We start from the raw sequence: 19,272 nt of genomic DNA, 5'->3' as shown, positions 1-19,272 counted from the left end.
CTGGTCGCCTACCCGAGATCGATCACCGCATGCCTCGGGACCGTTCCTACGGGTGACCCGCCAGCAGATCGGTCATGACCGGGAGGTCGAAGAAGGCGGCGGTCGCCCGGGCGCTGGGGCCTCCGGCGTCGGGGTCGGCCCCCGCGTCGAGGAGATGCTGCACGGTCTCGACGGACTGCCGGAAGACCGCGGCCGCCAGCGCCGTCTGGCCCCGGTCGTTGACCCGCGAGTGGTCCGCGCTGCACTCCAGCAGGGCCGCGACCGTGTCCGGGTGCTGGTGGTACGCCGCGAGGATCAGCAGGGTGTCGCCCTTGTCGTTGGTGAGGTTCACCGGGACTCCGGCGTCGACGTAGGCCACCAGCTCCTCGGTGTAGCCACCGCGCGCCAGGTCGAACACCCGGCCGGCCAGTTCGATGACCCCGGGATCGATCGGTTCGGCACTCACGCGCTCAGCCTAGGAGGCCGTCGTCCGGCTGCTCCTCGCGGGCACGCGACCGGGGTCAGCGCCCGGCCGCCACGCGGTCGGTGAGCGCGAGCACGTGCTCCCACGCGTCCCGGCAGGCCTCGTCCCACTCCGCGAAGGACCGGTCGAAGAACGAGTGCGGGGCGCCGTCGTAGACGACCGCGTCGACGTCGGCGCCGGCGTTGCGCATCGTCTCGGCCAGCGCGAGCTGCTCCTCCACGGGCGTCGCCCGGTCGGCGCCCGCGATCAGCATCACGGTGGGCAGGTGCGCCCGGGAGGCCGCATCCCCGACGACCGACGGCTTGCCGTAGAAGCCCACGCACCCGGCGAGGTCGAGGTCGCCGCGCGACTGCCGCCAGGAGAGGCTGCCTCCGAGGCAGAACCCGACCGTGACCACCGGCAGATCGGCGCCGGCGCGCTCGCGCAGGTAGGTGAGGCCGGCGGCGATGTCGGCCTCCATCCCCTCGGGAGTGGCGGCCGCCACGTGCGGCTGCCACTCGAAGTCCGCGTCCCGGACGCCGTCCTCGGCCACGCCGGCGGTCCGACCGAACCAGTCGATGGCGACGGTGGGCAGGCCGGCCCGCGCGAACTGCTCCGCGAGCGCCACGTAGAACGGGTGGAGTCCACGGACGTCGGGCAGGAGCACCACCCCCGTACCGGCCGGGACCGCCGGTGCGGCATAGGCGGCCGAGAAGTCGGTGCCGTCGGCCGAAGTCAGGGTCAGGACGCCCCGCTCGGCGACGTCCCCGCTACGCGGTGGGGCCGGCGGGCGGCTGTCGTGGTCGTGGCACATGCGCCGGTTCTACACCGGCCGCAGGGGCGGGGAACCGGCGGTCAGCTGTCGGCTGCCGCGTCGGCGGCCCCGGGGTTCCCGCCGAACACCCGGCCGGCGACCTCGCGCCGCACGTCGGCCAGCCAGCCGTGCTGCTTGTCCGCCTGGGCGATCATCCGGTCGAGCGCGTCGGCGTCCAGCCGCGAGTCGCGGTCGGCCAGGGCACGGAGGGACTCGAAGCCGGCACGCTTGGCGAGCACGGCGGTGGCGATGAACTCGAACTCCACGAGGTCGCTGAGCGGAGAGCGCGACAGCAGGTGCCCGTTGAGCTTGCCCCGGGACAGCTTCTCCCCGATCCAGGAGGCCACCTGCTTGTACCGCCGGATGGGCAGGCCGAGCGCGGCCATCGACGCGGCGAGCACGCCCCGTTCCTCCCGCAGCTCGTCCAGCAGCTCCTCGAGGCGAGGCTCGAGGGCCGTGCCCCGGTGGTGCCCGAGCATCCGGCTGACCAATTCGATCCCGCCGGTGGCGGCGGCCAGGTGGTCGTTGCAGTAGATGCCGAGCAGGTCGACGTTGCGGACGGCACCGGCTGCGGGATCGGACACGTGACCTCCAGGCTGGGAATCGGACATCCCGGTCATTCTCCCTGGCAGGCCTGCGCACCGCGCGTCGTCGGCTCAGCCGCTGGGAGTGGACGACGCCGTCGCCGACGTGGTCTCGGCGGGCGCGGAACTCGGCGGAGGAGCCGGTGTCGTGGTCTGCGCCGACGCCGAGCTGGACGGGCCGGGATCCCCGGTCGCCGTCGACCCGCTCGACGCAGCCGACGTCCCGGCCCGGGTGGACCCGGCCGAGCCGCTGGACGGCGCGCTGCCGTCCGCCGGGTCACCCTCCCCAGCGACGTCCTCCGACGGTTCGGCGGGCTGGGCGGGCTCGGTGCCGGACGTCTCGGCATCGGCCCGGACGACGTCCAGGATCCGCGTCTCGAACTCCGTCAGCCGGTCGCGCAGCTCGGCCAGCGGCACTCCCTCGATCTGCTCGCCGAACTCGGCCAGCTCGGCCCAGATGGCGGCCAGGTACCGCGTGCCGTCCTCGCTCAGCTCACCGGGCAGGCTCACGACGAGCTGGGTCGCGAGCGCCTGGGTCACGCACTGCAGGCAGGCGTAGTTGACCGCTGCGGCCAGGTTCTGCGGGACGACGACGTCGACCGAGCCGACCACGAGCACGACCTGGAACGCGACCGCGACCGTCCGGCAGTCCCGGCAGCTGGCCAGGGCGTAGGCCTCGTTGCGGTTCAGGACGGCGTCCTCGTCGGCCCAGACCAGGGCGAAGGTGACGTCGTAGACCACCGAGCCGTCCTCGGTGTTGACGGCGAGGGCCTGGTTGTCCCCCTCCCCCGGTGCCGGCGGCCGGTTGAACGGGAAGACCCACGTGGGCGCCTCGACGGCGGCGTCCCCGTCGCCGGCCGCGGCTCCCGCACCGTCCCCGTCACCCTCCGCGGCTCCCCCGCCGTCGACGCCGTCGGCGCCTGCCGCGCCGTCCGCCGCGGGGACCAGCACCATGGCCAGCGCGGGCCGGTCCTCGGTGGGGAGCGGTCCGGCGTCCTCGGGCCAGATGGTGGGAGCCGCGCCCTGCGAGCCCGCCTCGAGCGGGCCGCTGCCGGCGGCCGTGACCGCATCGAGCACCGTGCCGCCCTCGAAGGCCCGCACCGGGCGGTAGCGGTCCTCGGCGGGCCACCACGCCCAGCCGAGCCCGAGGACGAGCGCCGCGGCCAGGAGCAGGGCCAGGGCCCGGCGGGTGGGCCGGTCCTCCGTGCGCCGCCACACCCCGACGGCGGCACTGCGCGCCAGGCGGGCCAGGACGTACAGCAGACCCAGGATGGGCAGCACGACGACCACGACGGCCAGCGCCCGCGCCAGCACGCCGAGGATGTCGCCCTCGTCGAAGGCGGCCCCCAGCAGACCGGCCTGCCGCTGGACCCCGGCCCACGCCGACGCCAGCAGCCGCGGGAGCGCCAGGACCATCAGCAGCAGGGAGCCGGCCATCAGCGGGACGACGAGCAGGATCCAGGTCACGACGACGGCGCGTGCCCAGGGCTTGAGCGCCGTGGCCTCCGGCTGGTGCCACCGCCCCGGCAGCAGGCCGGTCATGATCGGGCCGATGCGCTGGTAGAGGTCAGGGACGCCGGTGAGGTCGGCGAGCACGTGGTAGCCGTCGAAGCGCAGCAGCGGCAGGAGCTGCCGGACCATCTGCAGGATCTGCGTGGCCACGATCAGCAGGACGGCGTGCCAGCCGGTCAGCCACCAGACCCCGAACACCGCCAGGACGACGAGCGCGTTGAAGTAGAGGCCGCCGAGGTCCGTGCGCACCCGGCCGCCCCGCCCGAGGCGGTAGCTGTCGGTGACATCGGTGTAGAACGCCGGCCAGAAGAGGTAGAAGCCGAACCCCATCGCGCCGGGGGTGGAGCCGCCGTAGCGGGCGGCCGCCGCATGCCCGAACTCGTGGAACCCGGCCGACAGCACCGTGAGCACGACGACGGCGAGGAAGAGCGCCGGGTTGCCGAAGGCCTGGGCAGTCGCCGCCGCGAGCCCCTGGGAGAACAGCACCCAGCCGGAGATCGCGCCGAACGCCAGCACCACGGGCACGACGAACAGCGGTGAGAACAGCAGGGCGAACGGCGCCGTCAGCCGGCGCGTGACGGCCGGGTCGGTGACGACCCGGCGGAACGACAGCGCGAGCAGCGGATCCGACCGGCGGAGCTCCGGCTCGGTCCCGTCGGCGCGGAGCAGCAGGCCGAGCGGCCGCAGCGACGCGTCCACGAGCTGGCGGACGTCGTCGCCGCGCACCAGCCGTCCGGACGAGGCACTGACCTCGCCGGCCACCTCGTCGACGGTCCGCCGCCCGTCGACGGCGAGCAGCACCTGCTGGAGCAGGGGCGTCAGCGTGATGACCTGGCCGTCGGCACGGCGGACCAGGGCGGGCGGGTTCCGGTAGCCGGAGCCCGGCGTCTCCCCGAGCAGCTCGATCCCCGCCGCCCTGACCAGGACCTCGCCGCCCGTCGCGGGGAGCGCCCGGGTGGGCGCGGCCCCCGCGACCGGGATCGGGGTCGTCTTCGGATCGCTCATCCGCGTGGGCTCAGCAGGTCACCGTTCACTGCGTGATGTCGGACTGCTGGTCCGCCGTCGCCTCCGCGTTCGCGTCGATGTCCTGGGTGATGATCGCGTCCTGCTGCGCCAGCGCGGTCGCCTCGGAACCGACGGAGCCGATGTTGGCCGCGACCGCGGCGTCGATCGGGGCGGCCACGTTGGCGTTCGCCGCGACGGCACCGGCGATCGGGGCGGCGAGGTTCAGGTCGGCCGCGAGGTCGACGTTCACGTCGAGCAGGTCGCCGGACAGCGGGTCGCCGACGGTCTCGGTCGCGCCGTCCGTGCCGCCCGGCGCCGGGGCGGGAGCCGGAGCCGGCTCCGTCGTGTCGGCCGGGTCGCCGGACTGGTCGATGGTGCTGTCCTGCGGCGCGTTCGCGACGGCCTCGCCGGTGATCCCCTGGTCGATGATCACGCCCTGGTCGGCGAGCGCCTGCGCGTTGGAGCCCACGGACAGGACGTTGGCCGCCACGGCCGCGTCGATCGGTGCCGCGACGTTGGCGTTGGCGGCGACCGCGAGGTCGATGGGCGCGGCGGCGTCCAGGGCGAGGTCGACGTCCGCATTGAGATCGAGCAGGGAGATGACCTCCTTGTCCGGCAGGGCCGCCCCGGTCTCGGCGGCGAGCTCCTCCGGGGAGAGCGGTCGAAGTGCGTCGTCCTGGGCCACGGCTCCTCCTTCTCCGGAGCGGGCGCTCCGTACGGTCAACGGAGGGTAGGTAGCCGCTGGTCAGCGCGGCAATCGGGTCGTCCCCCGATCAGGCGACCCGACCCGGGCTCAGCCGCGCAGCAGGATCGCGACGCCGACGCAGGCCGCCGCCCACAGCGCACTGGCCAGCGTGCCGATGATGAAGCGCTCGGCGGCCGCCGGGGCCCGCAGCTCGGCGTACCGCCCGAGACCCTTGACCGCCAGGACCACGACCAGCCCCTCGGCGGAGCCCGCCAGGATGGTGGCGCCGACCGCGGCGCGCTCGAGGAACCCGATCCACGTCCCCCCGCGCAGGACGTCCGGGTCCTGCGGGCCGCCGGTGACCCCGATGGCGGCCGGATCGGCCGCCCGCAGCACGGCGGTGGCCACCGGGCCCCCGCCGAGGACCGCCGCGAGGACGGCGACGACCGCGGCGGCCTCCTCGATCCCGTCGGACGCGCCGCCGGCGACCCAGGCGAGGACGCCGGAGGCGGAGAGCAGCAGGGTGAGGACCGCAGCGCCCCAGGTCGAGCGGCGACGTTCGCCCCGGGCGGTGAGGAGCAGGCCACCGGCGGCGGTGCAGCCGAGGACGACGAGGGCCGCGACGCTCATCCGGCCGCCCGCGCGAGCAGCCGCGCGGCGGTGGGCCGCAGGTCGCGCTCGAGGTCCCACAGGCCGGCCGCGAGCCGCTGTCCCACCGCCTGCCGGGAGATCCCGAGCTCGGCCGCCGCCTCCGCCTGGGTGCGTCCCGCGTCCACGAGCGCGATCGCCTGCCAGGCCTGCCCGCTCCGCCGCTCGACGACGACGGCCAGCGCGCTCAGCACGGCCTGCGCGTCCGAAGCTTCCGCCGGCACGGCACCCCGCACGGCCAGGCGGGTCGGTCGCTGCTTGGCGGCCTCGACGGCCCGCCGGGCGCTGAGGAAGGCCTGGCCGGTGCCCGCCCGGGTGCTGCGCGGCAGCGGGGTCTGCACGGTGCCGGCCCCGATGCCGATGCTCCATCCGCCGTGCCGGACGAGCCGGAGGACGACGCCCACGACGTCGTCAGGCTCGGCGAGGACCCCCTGGAACTCGTCACCGGTCGTCCGCTCGAAAGCGAGAACGGTCGGTACGGTTCCGCCGAGCAGCGCGAGGGCCTCCGGAACGCGGTCGGCGTTCCGGCGGCTGGCCCGCTGGTCGACCGTGAGCACGTACGGCACTCGGCAAGCCTGACACCTTTCTTGGGCATATGCAAGCCTCAGAGCTTGTCGATGACCTCGGGCGGGAAACCGCCCGTGGCCACGGGACCCCACCCGGTGACCGTGATCCGCAGCAGCGCCTTGCCCTGCCTGGTCATGGCGGCGCGGTACTCGTCCCAGTCGGGGTGCTCGCCGCTGATCGACCGGTAGTACTCGACGAACGGTTCGAGCGCGTCGGGCAGCTCGAGCACCTCGGCCCGGCCGTCCACCTGCACCCAGGGGCCGTCCCACTCCGGCGACAGGACGCACAGCGAGACCTCCGGGTTCCGGCGGGCGTTGGCCACCTTGGCGCGCTGCGGATACGTGGAGACGACGATCCGGCCCTCGCCGTCGACCCCGCAGGTGACCGGGGACAGCTGTGCACCGCGCTCGCGCCTGCGGGTCATGAGAACTGCCTGGTGGCGAGGGCGGAGGAACGCGAGCAGGGCGTCGCGGTCGACCCGGTCGGCGGTGGCGGTCTTCGGCATACCGGGACGCTACGTCTGGGTGACGACAGTCCGCATCGGCCGGTCCCGGTGCGCCCGGTGTGTTCTGATCGAGGGCATGAGGCTCCGTCTACCAGGCCGCACTCCCGAGCAGCCGGAGTCCGCGACCCCGGATCGGGCCGGGGGCAGGCCCGACGCCGTCGAGGGCGCGACGACCGCCCCCGCGCCGTCGGCCGGCCGGGGCCCGAAGCTGCAGGCAGCGACCCGCAAGCTCGCGGTCGCCTCCGGCCAGCTGCTGCTCATCGTCGCGGCGGTCGTGCTCGTGGGCTACGTCCTCGGCAAGCTCTGGGGCATCCTGCTGCCGGTCGTGCTGGGCCTGCTCTTCGCCACGGTGCTGTGGCCGCCCACCCGGTTCCTCCGGAAGCGCGGCTGGCCGCCGGCGCTGGCCTCCGCCGTGGTGCTCCTGGGCTTCCTGGCCGCCTTCGGCGGGGTCATCGCCGCGGTCGCGCCGCAGGTCGGCAGCCAGGTGGGCGACCTCATCGACCAGGCCACGACCGGGCTCCAGGACATCCAGGAATGGCTCAGCGGCCCGCCGTTCAACCTGGGCGAGGACCAGGTGGGACAGGCCGTCGACGACGCCATCAACTCGCTGCAGGAGAACGCGCAGAGCATCGCCGGCGCCGCCCTGACCGGCGCCACTGTGGTCGGGAACAGCCTGCTGAACCTGATCCTCGCGCTGCTGCTCGTCTTCTTCTTCCTCAAGGACGGTCCCCGCTGGGTGCCGTGGCTGTCCGCACAGACGGGCCCGCGGGCCGCCCCCCACGTGGCCGCCCTGTCCCAGAAGACCTGGGCGACGCTGTCGGAGTTCATCCGCCAGCAGGCGCTCGTCGGGTTCATCGATGCGGTGTTCATCGGCATCGGCCTGCTGATCCTGGGCGTCCCGCTGGTGCTCCCGCTGGCCGTGCTCACGTTCCTGGGCGGGTTCATCCCGATCATCGGTGCCTTCGTGGCCGGCGCCTTCGCCGTGCTCGTCGCGCTGGTGAGCCAGGGCTTCACGACGGCGCTGATCGTGCTGGCCCTCGTCGTCCTCGTGCAGCAGATCGAGGGCAACGTGCTGCAGCCGATCATCCAGGGGCGCGGGCTCAACCTGCACGCCGCCGTGGTCATCCTCGCCGTGACCGCCGGCAGCCAGCTGGCCGGTATCACCGGCGCCTTCCTCGCGGTGCCGGTCGCCGCACTCATCGCCGTCGTCTACCGGTACGTCCGGGACGAGCTCGACGACAAGTCCCCGGAGGTCGCCGACGACGGCACCCGGCCCCGGGTCACGGGGGACGACGCCGGCACCGAGGTGGTCCACGACCGGGTGGAGCCGCCGGAGGACCAGCCGGACCGCTGAGGGCGTCCCGCCGCCGCGCGGGGGACGATGGGAATGCGGCGGGGCCCATGCGGGCTGCAGCGGTAGACCGTCCGCACCGACCCGAGGAGACCCGACCGTGGCCCAGCGACCGGAGGAGCTCGTCGACCTGCTCCCCGAGGCCGAGCGCTTCCTCACCGAGGCCGCCGCCGGCGAACCGGCCGAGCGCAGTGGCCTGGTGCTGGTGCACGACCTCGCGGGCGACTTCGACGCCGCCCACGCCGGCGCCCTGGCCGGGGCCCACCTGCTGGCCGGTCTCCCGCACGAGGTGATCGCCCGCTTCGACGTCGACAGTTTGGTGGACTACCGGGCCCACCGGCCTCGGATGACGTTCAACGCCGACCGCTACGAGTCCTTCGCGGCGCCGGAGATCCTGCTGTACGCCATGGAGGACGACGCCGGGCTGCCGTTCCTGCTGCTGCACGGAACCGAGCCCGACTACGCCTGGGAACGCTTCGTCGCGGCGGTCGCGCAACTCGTGGCGCGCCTCGGCGTGACCTCGGTGGTCGCACTGCAGGCCATCCCGATGCCGGTCCCCCACACCCGTCCGGTCACCGTGACGGCTCATGCGACGCGGCGCGGCCTCATCGACTCCTATCCCGTGTACTGGGGCGAGATGCGCATCCCGGGTCACATCTCCGCCCTGCTCGAGCTGCGGCTCGGCGAAGCCGAGGTCGACGCCCTCGGGGTGGCCGCCCACGTGCCGCACTACCTGGCCCAGGCCACCTACCCGGCGGCCTCGGTGACCCTGCTGGAGCACCTCGAGCAGCTCACCGGCCTGCACCTGCCCATCGAGGCGCTCCGTGAGGCCGCCGAGGCGAACCGGACCGAGATCGACGAGCAGATCGCGCGCTCGGCCGACAACACCGCCGTGGTCGCCGCCCTGGAGCAGCAGTACGACACGTTCACCGCCGCCCGGGAGGGCACCGACCTGCTGGGCGCGACCGGTGAGGTGCCCAGCGCCGAGGAGATCGGCGCGGAGTTCGAGCGCTTCCTCGCCGACCAGGACCGCAAGCGCCCGCGGGAGTAACCGGACGCACCATCGGATGTCGTGAGGAGTGGGGGCCGGAGGTCTCCGCGATCGAGCGACGCAGGGGCTCCTTGCTATCCGGGGGACGGCACCTGGCCGCGTTGCGGTCCGGAGGACCGCCGTGTCACCGCGTTGCGGTCCGGAGGACCGCCGTGTCACCGCGTCGCGGTCCGGAGGCGCACTGTCCTCGCGACGGCCAGGGACGCGGCCCCCAGCGCACCCACCACGGCGAAGACGTAGAAGCCCCACGGGAAGGCGATCCCGGCGGCGAACAGGGCGCCGGTGATCACCGGGCCGACGATGGCGCCGATCCGCCCCGCTCCGGCCGACCAGCCGAGGGCGGTGGCGCGCACCTGCGGCGGGTGGTTGGCGCTGACGAACGCGTAGACGAGGACCTGGGCGCTGAACACGAAGCATCCGGTCAGGAACACCATCACGTAGATGCCCCCGATCGGGAGCCGGATCGAGAGCAGTGCGAGGAACACCGCCGCGCCGCCGAACCATCCGATGCCGGCCGCCCGCGCGCCGATCCGGTCGGCGACCTTCCCGGCCACGAAGAGACCGGCGATGGCACCCAGGTTGAGCACCAGCAGGAAGGCCAGGGCGTCGCCGAGCTCGTAGTCGGCCTCCCGCATGATCGTCGGCAACCAGCTGTTGAGGCCGTAGACCAGCAGCAGCCCCATGAACGACGTCACACCGATGACCACTGTGTTGCGCAGGTAGCCGGCGGCGAACAGCGTCTTGAGCGTCGCGCCGGCGGTCTCGCCGGCGTGCGACGCGACCGGGGCGGCGGGGTCCTCCAGTTCAAGGCCGTATCGGCGGGCGACCTCCTCGGCCTCTGCCCGGCGGCCGTGGGCGACCAGATAGGCGGCCGACTCGGGCAGCGACCGCAGCATGAGCGGCACGAGGACGACGGCCGGCAGCGCGCCCAGGACGAACATCCACTCCCACCCCAGCTTCGGGATGACCACGATCGCGAGTGCGGCGGTGGTAACGGCGCCCACGTGGTAGCCGGTCATGACCGTCGTGGTGGCCCGGCCGCTGCGCCCGCTGCGGCTGAACTCGTTGACCATCGCGATCGCCGTCGGCAGGCAGCCGCCCAGACCGAGGCCGGCGAGGAAGCGCAGGATGCCGAACACGACCTCGTTCGGCGCGAAGGCGCAGGCCAGGGTCAGCAGGGAGAAGAACGTGACCGCCCCGATCAGGGACTTCCGCCGGCCCACCAGGTCGGTGAGGGCGCCGACGGTGAGGGCGCCGATCATCATCCCGACCAGGCCGATCGTGATGACGAAGGTCGTGCCCGCGCCGGTCAGCGCCCATTCGTCGGGCTGCTGCAGCACCGGGACCACGGTGCCGACCACGACGAGGTCGAAGCCGTCGAGGAGGACGGCGATCCAGCAGAGCGGGGCGACCCACCCGGTCGCACGGGCAGCGGTACCGGAGGAGGTGTGCACGCGGGCAAGGTAGTCCGCCACCGCCGGTTGTCCTGACGAGCGGGCCCCGGAGGGGTCCGCTCAGGCCCGACGCAGCGGCGAGCGTGAGGCGGGACGGAACCTGGCCGCGACACGGCGGCGAGCGTGTGCGCGGACGCACGCCCGGCACCGTCGTGCCGAGTGGGGCCCGGAGGGTTCCGCGCAGGCGCCCGGCACTGTCGTGGCGAGTGGGGCCCGGAGGGTTCCGCGCAGGCACGACGCAGCGGCTCACCGTGAGCCGGGGACGTCACCTGGCCGCGGTCGTCGTCCGGAGGACGACAATGTGCAGGACACAGCGGGCCGCGACCGATCCGGTCGCGGCCCGCTGCTCAGGGGATGTGGCTACCTCAGATCGAGGCACCGATCCGGGAGTTCGGCACGCAGTGCGTCATCACGTGCCCCGTGACGTCACGGGGACCGTTCTTTCCGAGGTTGGCGGCCCGCTGGAGCTCGTCCTCGGTGAGCGTCTGGGTCTGCAGCGGGGCAAGCCCACGGACGTCGTCCGCAGAGATGCCGATGCCCTCGCCGACCCGCTGGCCTAGCTCGTCCTCGCACATGAACAGGTGCCAGACCATCCGCTCCTGGATGTCCCGGTTGCACTGGGACAGGGCGCCGACCAGGTTCGTCACCAGGTCGTCCTTCTCCCACTGCTCGCTGAGCAGGTACCGCTCACCGGCCTGCGCGTAGTCGTTGGTGCGCGGGATCCGCTTGCGGGTGAGCCGGCCGACGATCTCCGGACCCTGCTCGTCGTGCGTCGGGTAGGTCGCCTCACGCAGTCCACCGGTGATCGACGGCTCGTAGTTCACGTGCGGGTTCTGACCCTCGCCGAGGTCGACGCCGTAGGCCATCTGCCCGTCGCGCTGGTTGGTGGCCACGCGGGCGTTCTTGGCCTGGTTCACCGGCAGCTGCAGGTAGTTCGGGCCGACGCGGTACCGCTGGGTGTCGGAGTAGGAGAACGTCCGGCCGACCAGCATCTTGTCGTCGGAGAAGTCCAGCCCGTCGACCAGCACACCGGTGCCGAACGCGATCTGCTCGTTCTCGGTGAAGAAGTTCTCCGGCATGCGGTTCAGCGTCATCGTGCCGACCTTGCGCAGCGGGAATAGCTCCTCCGGCCACACCTTGGTGTCGTCGAGCGGGTCGAAGTCCAGCTCGGGGTGGTCGTGGTCGTCCATGAGCTGGACATGCAGCTCCCACTGGGGGAAGTCGCCGGCCTCGATGGCGTCGTAGAGGTCCTTGGTGTGCGATCCAAGGGTCTGCGCCTGGACGGCGGAGGCCTCGACGGCGGTCAGCGACGTCACGCCCTGCTTGGGCAGCCAGTGGTACTTGACCAGCTGGGTCTCGCCGGCGGCGTTGACCCACTTGTAGGTGTTCACGCCGAAGCCCTGCATGTGCCGGTAGCTGGCCGGGATGCCGCGCGGGCCGAAGACCAGCGTGACCATGTGCATGGCCTCGGGGGTCTGGCTGATGAAGTCGAACGCGCGCTGGGCCACGCTGGCCTCGAAGGTGACCGGGTCGGGCTTCTGCGAGTGGATGAAGTCGGGGAACTTGATCGCGTCGCGGATGAAGAAGACGCCCAGGTTGTTACCGACGAGGTCCCAGTTGCCGTCCTCGGTGTAGAACTTCACCGCGAATCCGCGCGGGTCGCGGGCGACCTCCGAGGAGTCCCGGCCACCGGCCACGGTGGAGAACCGCAGGGCGACGTCGGTCTTCTTGCCCTTCTCCGAGAAGAGCTTGGCGCGGGTGTACGTCGCGATCGGCTCGTCGCCGACGGTGCCGTCGGCCTCGAAGACGCCTAACGCGGTGACGCCGCGGGCGTGGACGACGCGCTCGGGGATGCGCTCACGGTCGAAGTGGCTGATCTTCTCGAGGAACTGGTAGTTCTCCAGGGTCGCAGGGCCACGGGCGCCCACCGTGCGCGAGTTCTGGTTGTCGTAGACGGGGTGGCCCTGACGGTTGGTCAGGACGGCCCGGTCGGCCTCGCTGGCGGCTGGGCCCTGCGATGCGACGTCGGTCATGCGATTGCTCCTCCTCGGGTTTCCTGCGCGGAAAACTGCACTGCACCTGCCGGAACTGCGATCCCTGGAGAGCCCGCGACCTGACAGTCACGGCACAGTCCCCAGAACACGACCTCGGCCTCGTCGACGACGAAGCCCGCCGTGTCCGAGGGGTCCAGGCAGGGAGCCGCCCCGACGGCGCAGTCGACATCCGCGACGGCACCGCACGAGCGGCAGACCAGGTGATGGTGGTTGTCGGCGACCCGGAGCTCGAACAGCGCCGGGGCGCCCGCCGGCTCGATCCGCCGGGCCAGGCCGCGCTCCACCAGCGCGCGGAGGACGCCGTAGACGGCCTGCGGCGACAGCGACGGGTGCGCCGCACGGGCGGCGGTGACGATCGTGTCGGCGTCGGCGTGCGGGCGGTCGGCCAGGACGTCGAGCACCGAGAGCCGGGGCCGCGTCACGCGCAGCCCGACCGCTCGGAGCTGGTGCGCCCGGGTCGTCTCCATCAGCGACCACTCAACGCCGTTGTCTTGCATCAGTCAAATCAAGGATCTGCGTGCCCGGAGGCTCCCGCTGTCCCCCGGCGCCACGGTTCCGCTTTCGGTACCGGAAGCGGAGGGACGGCGCCCGGCTTTCGGTACCGGAGGCGGAGGGACGGCGCCCGGCTTTTCGGTACCGAAAGCGGAGGGGCGGCCTCAGGCGAAGACGATGGTCTTCTCGCCGTCGACGATCACCCGGTCCTCGACGTGCCAGGTGACCGCCTGGGCCAGGACCTGGCGTTCGACGTAGCGGCCGACCCGGCGCATGTCCTCCACCGTCGCGCGGTGGTCGACCCGGGCGACCTCCTGCTCGATGATCGGCCCGGCGTCCAGCTCGGCGGTCACGTAGTGCGCCGTCGCGCCGATCAGCTTCACGCCCCGGTCGTGCGCCGCCTGGTACGGGTTCGCCCCGACGAAGGCCGGCAGGAAGCTGTGGTGGATGTTGATCAGCCGCTCGGGGAACCGGCCGCAGAAGTCCGCCGAGAGGATCTGCATGTACCGCGCGAGGACCACCAGGTCGACGTCCCCGAGCAGCCCGAGCGCCGCCGCCTCGGCCTCGGCCTTGGCCTTGGACTCCGGGGTCACAGGGACATGGTGGAACGGGATGCCCGCGCCGACCGCGACCGGCTCGAGGTCACGGTGGTTGGAGACGACGCAGCTGATCTCGGCGCGCAGGTCGCCGGCGCGCACCCGGTAGATCAGCTCCTGGAGCACGTGGTCGGTCCTGCTCACGAAGACCGCCAGCGTCGGCCGGTGCGAGGCGTCGACGAGCCGCCAGACCATCCCCCACTCCCCCGCCAGCGTGGCCAGCCGCTGTTCCAGCTCCGCCCGTCGCGCGGGCAGGCCCGTGAGGTGGAACTCCAGCCGCAGGAAGAACGTGCCGCCGTAGGGGTCGGAGGAGTGCTGCTGGGAGTCGGTGATGTTGGCGCCGACCTCGGCCATGAGCCCACTGAGGACGGCGACGATGCCCGGCCGGTCCGGGCAGCGGACGACGAGGCGCCCCACGTCGGTGAAGCGGGGATCGGGCGGGCCGGCGGCGGACTCCCCAGGCGACATGGTGCGGAATCGTCCCAGACCGCCCGCGACCGCTCAGACCTCGGGCAGCGCGGCCCGCCGCGCACCGGCGACGTCGAACAGGTCGCCGTACTCCTCGACGCGCGCCAGGACGTCGTCGGCGCGGAAGCGCAGGGTGGCCGGGTCGGCGCCCTCGCGCACCGCGTCCACCTCGTCCCAGCCGATCGGCGTGGACACCGTGGCGTGCGGCCGGGCGCGCAGCGAGTAGGGGGCGACCGTCGTCTTCGCCGGGTTGTTCTGGCTCCAGTCGATCAGCACCTTGCCCGGGCGGAGCACCTTCTCCATCCGCCAGACCACGTCGTCGGGCGTCTCGTTCGAGAGCTCCTGGGCGAGCGCCTTCGCGTACCGGCTGGGGTGGTCCCGGTCGGCCGCCTCGATGGGCGCGTAGACCTGCATGCCCTTGGACCCCGACGTCTTCACCACCGGGTCCAGGCCGTCGGCCTCCAGCCGTGCGCCCAGCCGCTCGGCCACGGCGCAGCACTCCGCCAGCCCGGTGTCGGGGCCCGGGTCGAGGTCGAGCACGAGCAGGTCCGGCAGCTGCGGGACGCCGTCGTCGTCGACCTGCCACTGCGGCACGTGGATCTCCAGCGCCGCCAGGTTGGCCGACCACGCCAGGTCGGCGACCGACTCCAGGACGACCATGTCCAGCGTCTCCCGGCCGGTCGAGCTGCCCGGGCTGGGGATGGTCACCCGGCGCACCCACTCCGGCGCGTGCCGGGCGCTGTTCTTCTCGAAGAACGTCTGCCCCTCGACGCCGTCGGGCCAGCGGGTGAAGGTGACCGGCCGGCCGGCCAGGTGCGGCAGCAGCACGGGCGCGACGCGCACGTAGTAGTCGATGACCTGCGCCTTGGTGAACGCGACCTCGGGGAACAGGACCTTCTCCAGGTTGGACACCGACAGCGTCCGGCCGTCGATCTCCACCCGCTGCTTCTTCATGCCGTCACCAGTTCGCTCCCGCGGAGCGCTCCGCTCCTCGCTCGTTCCTCGCTGCGATGCTCACGCCCCTGTCCGCTCACTCCACCACGACGTCGTCCGGCTCCAGGTCGTCCCGGATCCCGCGCCACGAGGGGTGGCGCAGACGTCCCTCGGCGGTCCACACCGCGTAGGCCACCTCGCCGACCAGGTCGGGCTCGACCCAGTGGGCGTCGCGGGTGATGTCGCGCGGCAGGTCGCCGTCGAAGGGGCAGGTCTTCCGCGTGGTGAGCATCCGCTGCAGGTCCTTCAGGTCCTGATCGCTGAACCCGGTGCCGACGTGGCCGGCGTAGATGAGCCGGCCCTCGTCGTCCGGGACGCCGAACAGCAGCGATCCGATGCCGCCCGCCCGCCGGCCCTGACCGGGCCGCCAGCCCCCGACCACCACCGACTGCACCCGGACGTTCTTCACCTTGCGCCACTCGGGGCTGCGCACCCCCGGCCGGTACGGCGAGTCGAGCTTCTTGGCGACGATCCCTTCGAGCTCGTTCTCCAGGCTGGCCGCGTGCACCCGCTCGCCGCCGCCGCGGAACCACGGGGTGGTCACCCAGCGGTGGCCGGCCAGCCCGAGCGCGTCCAGCCGCTCGCGGCGCTCGGCGTAGGGCCGCTCCAGCAGGTCCTCGCCGTCCAGGGACAGCAGGTCGAACACCAGGAACGTGACCGGCCTGGCCGCCGCCAGCCCGCGCACCTCGGGACCGGTCCGGTGCATGCGGTTCTGCAGCGCACCGAAGTCCGGCCGGCCCCGCTCGTCCATCGCGACGATCTCGCCGTCGACGACGGCGCGGTGACCGAGCAGCCCGTCCGGCAGCCGGGCCACCTCCGGATAGCGCACCGTGATGTCGGTGCCCTTGCGCGAGGTCAGGCCCAGGACGCCGCCGTCCACGGCCGCCACCGCGCGGACGCCGTCCCACTTGAACTCGTAGCCCCAGCGGTCGTCGTCCGCCGGCGGGGGCAGCTCGCCGGGCGTGGCCAGCATCGGCAGCGGGACCCGCGCCTCGACGTCGGCGGGTGCGGGGGTGGCGTCGAGCTTGCGGATGTTCCAGGCGCCGTCGTCCAGCGGGAAGAGCGCGTACCGCCCGGCCAGCCGGCGGCCCTCGAAGGACACGATGACGTGCCGCTCGTCCCACTTCTCGGTGCTGTACCGACCGGAGTCCCAGATGGTGACGTGGCCGCCGCCGTACTCGCCGGCGGCGATCGTCCCGGCGAAGGACGCGTACTCCAGCGGGTGGTCCTCGGTGGGGACGGCGAGCCGGTTGCTCCCCGGGGTCGTCGGCGGCCCCTTGGGCACCGCCCAGCTCTTCAGGACGCCGTCCCGCTCCAGCCGCAGATCCCAGTGCACGCGCTCGCCCCCACCGCGGGGCGTGTGGTGCTCCTGGACGACGAACGTGTCGTCGTTCCCCACCGGGAGCGGCTGACCGGCCGGCGGGACCGGCTCCGCGGTCCGCCGGGGGTCCCGCTTGGCGCGGTACTCGGCGAGCGGGTCCTCCCGCCGGGCGCGCGGCCGCGCGGGCACGTCAGGCGCTGCGACGCGCGCGCTTGGCCGGCGGCTTGTCCGCGGTCTTCTTCGCCGCGGTCGCCTTGGCCGGCGCGGCCTTCTTCGCCGCGGTGGCCTTGGCCGGGGCGGCCTTCTTGGCCGGCGCCTTCTTCGCGGGGGCGTCGTCGTCGCTCGACGCGGCCTTCTTCGCCGGGGCCCGCTTGGCGGCGGCCTTCTCGGCGGCAGGCTTCTCGGCGGCGTCGGACCCGTCGTCGGCCGAGCCGCCACGGGCCCGCTCGACGCTGCGCCGCAGGGCGCTCATGAGGTCGACCACCGCTGCGCCGTCGTCGGGCACCTCGGGCACCTGCTGCACCTCGCCGCCACTCTGCTTCGCCTCGAGCAGCGCCGTCATGGCCTCGCGGTAGTCGTCGGTGAACTCACTGGGGTCGAACTCCCCGGTCATCGAGGCGATCAGCGCCTCGGCCATCTTCAGTTCCTGCGGCCGGACCGTGATGTCCTCGTCGAGGAAGGCGAACTCGGGGGCGCGGATCTCGTCGGGCCAGCGCATCGTGTGCAGCGTCAGGACGCCGTCCAGCACGCGCAACGCGGCCAGAGACTCGCGCTGCCGGATGGCGATCTTGGTGATGGCGACCTGGCCGGCGTTCTCCAGGGCCTGCCGGAGCAGGACGTAGGGCCGGGCCGCGGGGCCCTCGGGCTCGAGGTAGTAGGTCTTCTCGAAGTGGATCGGGTCGATCTGGTCCTGGTCGACGAACTCGAGCACCTCGATCTCGCGGCGGGTGCTGAGCGGGAGTTCTTCGAAGTCCTCGTCGGTGAGGATGACGACCTGGCCGTCGGGCAGCTCGAAGCCCTTGGCGATGTCGCGGTACTCGACCTCCTCGCCGTCGATCGAGCAGACACGCTTGTACTTCACCCGGCCGCCGTCGGTGGCGTGCACCTGGTGGAAGCGGATGTCCTTGTCCTCGGTGGCGGAGTAGAGCTTCACGGCGATGCTGACGAGGCCGAACGACACGGCCCCGCGCCAGATCGATCGCATGCCGCCCCTTCCCACCGGGCGACCGGACGTCCCGGCGCCTCGCGAACCCGTCGCCGGGTCAAGATCACAGGATAGGCGCGGAGCCCCGCGCGCGGCAGGTTCGCGCCTCTCCGCCGTCCCCCGGACGGAGGACGTCCCCCCGACCGGGAGGAGCCGCCGTCCCGGGGAACCTCAGGCCTCGCCGACCTCGTCCATCTTGGGCGGCGGCACCAGGCCGGTCTGGATCGCGTCGTAGACGAACTGCAGCACGTCGGACCCTGCCACCATCGTCATGGTCAGGGCGGCCAGCCGAGTCGCTTTGGGGGCGGCCACGTACCCGAGGACGAACCCGGTCCCGACCCACTGCGCGAGGCAGAACGGGCAGGTGAGCAGTTCCCCGACCGCGTGCTTGACGCCGCCGTGCTCGCGTACCTCCTCGGCGATCTCCGCATGCCCGGAGGGCCCCTGGAACGTGGTGAAGGGCGCCCGGATCGGCGCGGTCACCGGGTCCTTCGCGATCCGCCGGGCGAGCCGGAAGGTCGCCACCGTCAGCAGGAAGGCATCCGCGGCCGGGATCCGCTCGGGCAGCTCACGGCCCGAGGCGCGCACCGCGGCCCCTGCCGCGGACACCAGGCCCAGGTACACGCCCATCGCGCCGAGGTCGCCGGCCAGCGGCCGCGGCTCACCGTTGGTGTACTCCCGCTCCTGGTGGCGGGCCCACCGCAACACCGGGCGGCTGAACCGTTGGACCTCGTCTGCGATCGCCATGCCAGCCGCGCTACCCCCGCCGTCGGCCGCCCAAGCCCGGCAGGGCCGACCGTGGTCCACCGCACACCGGCGCATGCCCGGGCGGGGCACGGGTAGGGCGAGGGTCCGACGCCGGGCGGATGCCCGGCTCCGTCCGCTCCCGGACCCCACCGGGCCGGCCGCGGACGCCGCGCAGAACAGGGAGGCACCCATGACCCAGCCCGAGGGCCAGACCGCACGCGACGTGTTCCCGGAGGACGAGGGCCTGCCCGAGGTCGCCCAGGACGACTCGCCCACCCAGGAGCGCGCCGAGGACCCGCAGTTCGCGCCGCTCCCCGGAGAGCGGGCCAACGCCAGCGCCGACTTCGGGACGACGGCCTTCGAGCAGGCCGAGGGCGAGTCGCTCGAAGGCCGTCTGGCGCGGGAGCTTCCCGACGAGGGCCCGGACATCCGCCCGGCCGAGGATCCGGACCGCTCCGTGGGCCAGCTCGAGCAGGACACCTCCACCACGCCGGACACCGATTCCGGCACGAACCGCACCGCGGACGACGTCGAGGCGACCGCGGACCCGTCCGTGGGTGGTGAAGGCCCCGAACAGGGCGCGATGCACCTCACCGACGGCTGAGCCGGGGCGCCGGCTGCCCGCCGGACGTGGCGCGTCGGCGCCATGTCCGGGGGTGGGTTGGCGTGTCCCCGATCGGTTGTCTACGTTTGGATCGCGGTTCAGCAGGCAGCCGCCGTGCGGCCGGGTCCCTGTGAGCCGGCCGCCGACACGTTCGACCACCTGCGGGACCGGGGAC

Annotated in this window: 19 protein-coding genes; 3 read left to right on the top strand and 16 right to left on the bottom strand. The window is 73.2% G+C overall.

Annotated elements, in window-relative coordinates:
- Positions 1-46: 46 nt before the first annotated feature.
- From E4P39_RS14230 to E4P39_RS14195, 8 genes are all read right to left on the bottom strand, one after another.
- The gene (locus E4P39_RS14230) at positions 47-445 is read right to left on the bottom strand and encodes an ankyrin repeat domain-containing protein (protein ID WP_135137229.1); all 399 of its coding nucleotides are present in this window, start codon (positions 443-445) and stop codon (positions 47-49) included.
- Between the two features lie 55 nt (positions 446-500).
- The gene (locus tag E4P39_RS14225; protein ID WP_135137228.1) at positions 501-1,256 is read right to left on the bottom strand and encodes a dienelactone hydrolase family protein; all 756 of its coding nucleotides are present in this window, start codon (positions 1,254-1,256) and stop codon (positions 501-503) included.
- A gap of 41 nt (positions 1,257-1,297) precedes the next feature.
- Positions 1,298-1,840 carry a hypothetical protein gene (locus tag E4P39_RS14220; protein WP_135137227.1) on the bottom strand — a complete coding sequence of 181 codons (543 nt, stop codon included), beginning with the start codon at positions 1,838-1,840 and terminating at the stop codon, positions 1,298-1,300.
- Between the two features lie 72 nt (positions 1,841-1,912).
- The gene (locus E4P39_RS14215; RefSeq protein WP_135137226.1) at positions 1,913-4,357 is read right to left on the bottom strand and encodes a M50 family metallopeptidase; all 2,445 of its coding nucleotides are present in this window, start codon (positions 4,355-4,357) and stop codon (positions 1,913-1,915) included.
- Positions 4,358-4,382: 25 nt separating this feature from the next.
- Positions 4,383-5,042 carry a peptidoglycan-binding protein gene (locus tag E4P39_RS14210; RefSeq protein ID WP_135137225.1) on the bottom strand — a complete coding sequence of 220 codons (660 nt, stop codon included), beginning with the start codon at positions 5,040-5,042 and terminating at the stop codon, positions 4,383-4,385.
- A gap of 108 nt (positions 5,043-5,150) precedes the next feature.
- Positions 5,151-5,672 carry a hypothetical protein gene (locus tag E4P39_RS14205; protein WP_135137224.1) on the bottom strand — a complete coding sequence of 174 codons (522 nt, stop codon included), beginning with the start codon at positions 5,670-5,672 and terminating at the stop codon, positions 5,151-5,153.
- The gene (locus E4P39_RS14200; protein WP_135137223.1) at positions 5,669-6,256 is read right to left on the bottom strand and encodes a hypothetical protein; all 588 of its coding nucleotides are present in this window, start codon (positions 6,254-6,256) and stop codon (positions 5,669-5,671) included. The genes E4P39_RS14205 and E4P39_RS14200 overlap by 4 nt, the downstream gene beginning before the upstream one ends.
- Before the next feature lie 38 nt (positions 6,257-6,294).
- Positions 6,295-6,762, bottom strand: coding sequence for a PPOX class F420-dependent oxidoreductase (locus E4P39_RS14195; RefSeq protein WP_135137222.1), 468 nt, complete (start codon positions 6,760-6,762; stop codon positions 6,295-6,297).
- A gap of 76 nt (positions 6,763-6,838) precedes the next feature.
- Here E4P39_RS14195 and E4P39_RS14190 point away from each other — a divergent pair, with 76 nt between their 5' ends.
- Together E4P39_RS14190 and E4P39_RS14185 are read left to right on the top strand one after the other, a co-directional pair.
- Positions 6,839-8,116, top strand: coding sequence for an AI-2E family transporter (locus E4P39_RS14190; RefSeq protein WP_135137221.1), 1,278 nt, complete (start codon positions 6,839-6,841; stop codon positions 8,114-8,116).
- Between the two features lie 97 nt (positions 8,117-8,213).
- A complete protein-coding gene (locus E4P39_RS14185) occupies positions 8,214-9,164 on the top strand; it encodes a PAC2 family protein (protein ID WP_135137220.1) in 951 nt (316 codons plus the stop codon).
- 155 nt (positions 9,165-9,319) lie between these two features.
- On the opposite strand, the gene E4P39_RS14180 is transcribed toward E4P39_RS14185, so the two are convergent.
- The 8 genes from E4P39_RS14180 to E4P39_RS14145 form a co-directional block, all read right to left on the bottom strand.
- Positions 9,320-10,618, bottom strand: a complete 1,299-nt coding sequence (locus E4P39_RS14180) for an aromatic acid/H+ symport family MFS transporter (protein ID WP_135137267.1) — start codon at positions 10,616-10,618, stop codon at positions 9,320-9,322.
- Between the two features lie 365 nt (positions 10,619-10,983).
- Positions 10,984-12,651, bottom strand: a complete 1,668-nt coding sequence (locus E4P39_RS14175) for a catalase (RefSeq protein WP_135137219.1) — start codon at positions 12,649-12,651, stop codon at positions 10,984-10,986.
- A complete protein-coding gene (locus E4P39_RS14170; protein ID WP_280790863.1) occupies positions 12,648-13,169 on the bottom strand; it encodes a Fur family transcriptional regulator in 522 nt (173 codons plus the stop codon). Before E4P39_RS14170 ends, E4P39_RS14175 begins: the two co-directional genes overlap by 4 nt.
- Positions 13,170-13,328: 159 nt before the next feature.
- Complete coding sequence (purU, locus tag E4P39_RS14165; protein WP_135137218.1) at positions 13,329-14,228, bottom strand: formyltetrahydrofolate deformylase; 900 nt, start codon at positions 14,226-14,228, stop codon at positions 13,329-13,331.
- A 33-nt stretch (positions 14,229-14,261) separates the two neighbouring features.
- Positions 14,262-15,182 carry a non-homologous end-joining DNA ligase gene (gene ligD / locus E4P39_RS14160; protein ID WP_135137217.1) on the bottom strand — a complete coding sequence of 307 codons (921 nt, stop codon included), beginning with the start codon at positions 15,180-15,182 and terminating at the stop codon, positions 14,262-14,264.
- A 76-nt stretch (positions 15,183-15,258) separates the two neighbouring features.
- Entirely contained in the window at positions 15,259-16,731 is a 1,473-nt protein-coding gene (ligD, locus tag E4P39_RS14155) for a non-homologous end-joining DNA ligase (RefSeq protein WP_135137216.1), read from the bottom strand.
- 1 nt (position 16,732) lies between these two features.
- The gene (locus tag E4P39_RS14150) at positions 16,733-17,746 is read right to left on the bottom strand and encodes a Ku protein (RefSeq protein WP_135137215.1); all 1,014 of its coding nucleotides are present in this window, start codon (positions 17,744-17,746) and stop codon (positions 16,733-16,735) included.
- A 171-nt stretch (positions 17,747-17,917) separates the two neighbouring features.
- On the bottom strand, positions 17,918-18,493 hold the full coding sequence (locus tag E4P39_RS14145) for a DUF1360 domain-containing protein (protein WP_135137214.1): 576 nt from the start codon (positions 18,491-18,493) through the stop codon (positions 17,918-17,920).
- Positions 18,494-18,683: 190 nt separating this feature from the next.
- Here E4P39_RS14145 and E4P39_RS14140 point away from each other — a divergent pair, with 190 nt between their 5' ends.
- The gene (locus E4P39_RS14140; protein ID WP_135137213.1) at positions 18,684-19,097 is read left to right on the top strand and encodes a hypothetical protein; all 414 of its coding nucleotides are present in this window, start codon (positions 18,684-18,686) and stop codon (positions 19,095-19,097) included.
- Positions 19,098-19,272: the final 175 nt, after the last annotated feature.

Origin of the sequence: Blastococcus sp. CT_GayMR19 (assembly GCF_004570385.1) — a bacterium.
Classification (GTDB): Bacteria; Actinomycetota; Actinomycetes; order Mycobacteriales; family Geodermatophilaceae; genus Blastococcus_B.
Note: the sequence above shows the minus strand (reverse complement) of the source record. Positions and strands in the feature narration are given on the sequence as shown.

What these genes read in the sequence shown, in the direction of transcription:
- E4P39_RS14225 (WP_135137228.1), bottom strand. Translation starts at nt 1,256, where the DNA reads ATGTGCCACGACCACGACAGCCGCCCGCCGGCCCCACCGCGTAGCGGG.
- E4P39_RS14215 (WP_135137226.1), bottom strand. Translation starts at nt 4,357, where the DNA reads ATGAGCGATCCGAAGACGACCCCGATCCCGGTCGCGGGGGCCGCGCCC.
- E4P39_RS14205 (WP_135137224.1), bottom strand. Translation starts at nt 5,672, where the DNA reads ATGAGCGTCGCGGCCCTCGTCGTCCTCGGCTGCACCGCCGCCGGTGGC.
- E4P39_RS14195 (WP_135137222.1), bottom strand. Translation starts at nt 6,762, where the DNA reads ATGCCGAAGACCGCCACCGCCGACCGGGTCGACCGCGACGCCCTGCTC.
- E4P39_RS14190 (WP_135137221.1), top strand. Translation starts at nt 6,839, where the DNA reads ATGAGGCTCCGTCTACCAGGCCGCACTCCCGAGCAGCCGGAGTCCGCG.
- E4P39_RS14175 (WP_135137219.1), bottom strand. Translation starts at nt 12,651, where the DNA reads ATGACCGACGTCGCATCGCAGGGCCCAGCCGCCAGCGAGGCCGACCGG.
- E4P39_RS14170 (WP_280790863.1), bottom strand. Translation starts at nt 13,169, where the DNA reads ATGCAAGACAACGGCGTTGAGTGGTCGCTGATGGAGACGACCCGGGCG.
- purU (WP_135137218.1), bottom strand. Translation starts at nt 14,228, where the DNA reads ATGTCGCCTGGGGAGTCCGCCGCCGGCCCGCCCGATCCCCGCTTCACC.
- ligD (WP_135137217.1), bottom strand. Translation starts at nt 15,182, where the DNA reads ATGAAGAAGCAGCGGGTGGAGATCGACGGCCGGACGCTGTCGGTGTCC.
- E4P39_RS14150 (WP_135137215.1), bottom strand. Translation starts at nt 17,746, where the DNA reads ATGCGATCGATCTGGCGCGGGGCCGTGTCGTTCGGCCTCGTCAGCATC.
- E4P39_RS14145 (WP_135137214.1), bottom strand. Translation starts at nt 18,493, where the DNA reads ATGGCGATCGCAGACGAGGTCCAACGGTTCAGCCGCCCGGTGTTGCGG.
- E4P39_RS14140 (WP_135137213.1), top strand. Translation starts at nt 18,684, where the DNA reads ATGACCCAGCCCGAGGGCCAGACCGCACGCGACGTGTTCCCGGAGGAC.